The organism is Lacisediminihabitans profunda (assembly GCF_008040105.1).
Classification (GTDB): Bacteria; Actinomycetota; Actinomycetes; order Actinomycetales; family Microbacteriaceae; genus Lacisediminihabitans; species Lacisediminihabitans profunda.
The window spans coordinates 1-305 of the sequence record NZ_VRMG01000149.1; the positions used below are offsets into that span (position 1 = coordinate 1).

Below are 305 nucleotides of genomic sequence, written 5' to 3' on the forward strand. Positions count from 1 at the left end.
GCGCGGTCAGGGTGATGACGACGGTATTGTCGGCGCCAGTCTCGACCGAGACCGCATCAGCCAGCAGGTTGGCGACGGTGCCTTCGGCCGCCAGCTGCCATTGAAGCGTCCAGAGAACATCGTCAGCGGTGACCGGGCTGCCATCATGGAAGACGGCGTCTTGGCGGATATGCAGGGTGTAGGCCAGGCCGTCATCGCTCACCTCCCAGGACGAAGCCAGGCGCGGCGCCAAATTGAAGGCGGCGTCGGTGTCGATCAAATAATCGTAGACGGCGTTCAAAATAGCGATCTCGCTGTCCCCCGAG

General features: G+C 62.6%; 1 protein-coding gene. It reads right to left on the reverse strand.

Annotated elements, in window-relative coordinates:
- The coding region (locus tag FVP33_RS19330) for an ABC transporter substrate-binding protein (RefSeq protein ID WP_246142444.1) at positions 1-305 on the reverse strand (305 nt) is incomplete at both ends.